The sequence below is a fragment of the Ramlibacter sp. genome, from assembly GCF_035706265.1.
Classification (GTDB): domain Bacteria; phylum Pseudomonadota; class Gammaproteobacteria; order Burkholderiales; family Burkholderiaceae_C; genus Ramlibacter.
Genome location: NZ_DASSVG010000209.1, coordinates 1 through 2,172, shown reverse-complemented (window position 1 = coordinate 2,172; position 2,172 = coordinate 1). Strand labels below are relative to the sequence as shown.

Annotated in this window: 3 protein-coding genes and 1 pseudogene; all 4 read right to left on the bottom strand. The window is 68.5% G+C overall.

Annotation, left to right across the window (positions count from 1 at the left end; translation table 11 throughout):
• Positions 1-393 (bottom strand): annotated as a pseudogene (locus tag VFM98_RS07760) (energy transducer TonB); the annotation flags it as partial.
• A 97-nt stretch (positions 394-490) separates the two neighbouring features.
• Entirely contained in the window at positions 491-733 is a 243-nt protein-coding gene (locus VFM98_RS07755; protein WP_325109339.1) for a (2Fe-2S)-binding protein, read from the bottom strand.
• A 179-nt stretch (positions 734-912) separates the two neighbouring features.
• Positions 913-1,392 carry a bacterioferritin gene (bfr, locus tag VFM98_RS07750; protein WP_325109338.1) on the bottom strand — a complete coding sequence of 160 codons (480 nt, stop codon included), beginning with the start codon at positions 1,390-1,392 and terminating at the stop codon, positions 913-915.
• Positions 1,393-1,490: 98 nt separating this feature from the next.
• The coding region (locus VFM98_RS07745) for an FAD-dependent oxidoreductase (protein ID WP_325109337.1) at positions 1,491-2,172 on the bottom strand (682 nt) is incomplete at its 5' end.

Genomic DNA, 2,172 nt, shown 5'->3' with positions numbered 1-2,172 from the left:
CGCGGCCACCGGTGGCGGCGCAGGCTGCGGCTCGGGCGTGCCGGTGACGGCAATGGGGGAGGGCGGCGCTTCCGGCGCAGCGACCGGCTGCGGCGCGGGAGCCGGCACCGGAATGCTCTTGCGCAGCACGGGCTTCGGCCGCGCGACGGGCTTGGGTTCGGGCGGCTTGGGTGGTTCGATCCGCGGCGGCGGCTCGACCTTGGGCGGCGGTTCCACCTGCGGCGGCGCCTCGATGCGCGGCGCCGGCGGCGTGACCAGGCTGGCCGTGAGGAGCTCGACCGGCACGACGGTCTCGATCGTCCGGCGCAGCAGCCCGGTCTGCAAGGCCCAGAGCGCGCCCACGTGCAGCAGCACGACGCTGCCGGCGATCAGCGCGTTGCGGGACACGGGCATGGCTGCGCTTGGGCTCTGCGAAACGGAGACCATTGTCGGTTGGGGTGAGGGGGTCGTCAGCGGGTGAAAACCCACCACGCGGCGGCCAGGGCGAGGATCAGGCCGCCACCGAGGACGATTGCGGCCATTCGCGGCTTTCCTTGACGGTCTCGGTGGCGCAGTGCAGCGAGGCCACGCCGGCGCAGGCGCACTGGGCGTGGACTTCGCGGGCGCAGCCCTCGCACTGGCCGCACTGGGTGGCGACGCCGAGCTCGAACTGGATGTCGTCGAAACTCATGCCGGCCCGGGCGTGGCGGGCGATTTCGCGGTCGGAGACGCGGCGGCAGACACAGACGATCATGATGACTTCCAGGACTTGCGTGTTTTGAAACTGGGTCTAGTATAAATGCGAATCCTTCGCATTTGCAAAGACCCTGTGCGCAGTATTTGCGCTAGAGCAAGTCAAGTGAAGGTCATGGGCCGAAATTTGCTGCCCGGCAGCAGGACCTCAGGGCTCGGACCGCCTGCCGGCCCCCAGGTTCAGGAAGACCCCTCCCCCATCGCGGACTGCAGGTAGTTCTGCAGGCCGACCTTGTTGAGCAGGTCGAGCTGGGTTTCCAGCCAGTCGATGTGTTCCTCCGTGTCCTCGAGGATGTCTTCCAGCAGCTCGCGCGAGACGTAGTCGCGCACGCTCTCGGCATGCGCGATGCCGGCCTTGAGTTCGGCCTGGGCGCCGCGCTCCATCTGCAGGTCGCAGTTCAGGATCTCCGGCACGTCCTCGCCCACCAGCAGCTTGCCCAGGTCCTGCAGGTTGGGCAGCGCGTCCAGCATCAGGATCCGCTCCATCAGGCGGTCCGCGTGCTTCATCTCCCCGATCGACTCCTCGCGCTCCTTCTTCGCCAGCCGCTCGAAGCCCCAGTGATCGAGGATGCGGTAGTGGAGGAAGTACTGGTTGGTGGCCGTCAGCTCGTTCTTCAGTTGCGCCTGAAGGTGGTGGATGACTTGCGGATCGCCTTGCATGGTCGGGTGCTCCCGTTGGTCTTGTTGGCGGTCATTGTGGCGCAAGAAGTCGCGCAGCAACAGGCGGGGCGACCAACGAGCGCCCCGCCTGCGGCGGCTTACGAGCGGATCAGATGGTCGAAGGCGCCGAGCGCCGCCTTCGCGCCGTCGCCGGCGGCGATGATGATCTGCTTGAACGGCGTCGTCGTGCAGTCGCCCGCGGCGAACACGCCCGGCAGCGAGGTCTGGCCGCGCGCGTCGACCACGATCTCGCCGGTGCGCGAGAGCTCCACGGTGCCCTTGAGCCATTCGGTGTTGGGTACCAGGCCGATCTGCACGAACACCCCTTCGACCGCGAGGCGCTTCTCCTCCCCGCTGGCGCGATCCTTGTAAACCAGCGCGTTCACCTTGTGGCCGTCGCCGGCCACTTCGGTCGTCTGCGCGTTGAGGATCACGTCCACGTTGGGCAGCGACTTCAGCTTGCGCTGCAGCACCGCGTCGGCGCGCAGCTCGGTGCCGAACTCCACCAGCGTCACGTGCTTCACGATCCCGGCGAGGTCGATCGCGGCCTCGACGCCGGAGTTGCCGCCGCCGATCACCGCCACCGCCTTGCCCTTGAACAGCGGGCCGTCGCAGTGGGGGCAGAAGGTCACGCCCTTGTTGCGGTACTCCTGTTCGCCGCGCACGCCGAGCGTGCGCCAGCGCGCGCCGGTGGACAGGATCACCGTCCGGCCCTTGAGGGTGGCGCCGCTTTCGAGCTCCACTTCCACCAGCTTGCCGTCGGGCCGCAGCGCCTTGGCG

What these genes read in the sequence shown, in the direction of transcription:
- bfr (WP_325109338.1), bottom strand. Translation starts at nt 1,392, where the DNA reads ATGCAAGGCGATCCGCAAGTCATCCACCACCTTCAGGCGCAACTGAAG.
- VFM98_RS07755 (WP_325109339.1), bottom strand. Translation starts at nt 733, where the DNA reads ATGATCGTCTGTGTCTGCCGCCGCGTCTCCGACCGCGAAATCGCCCGC.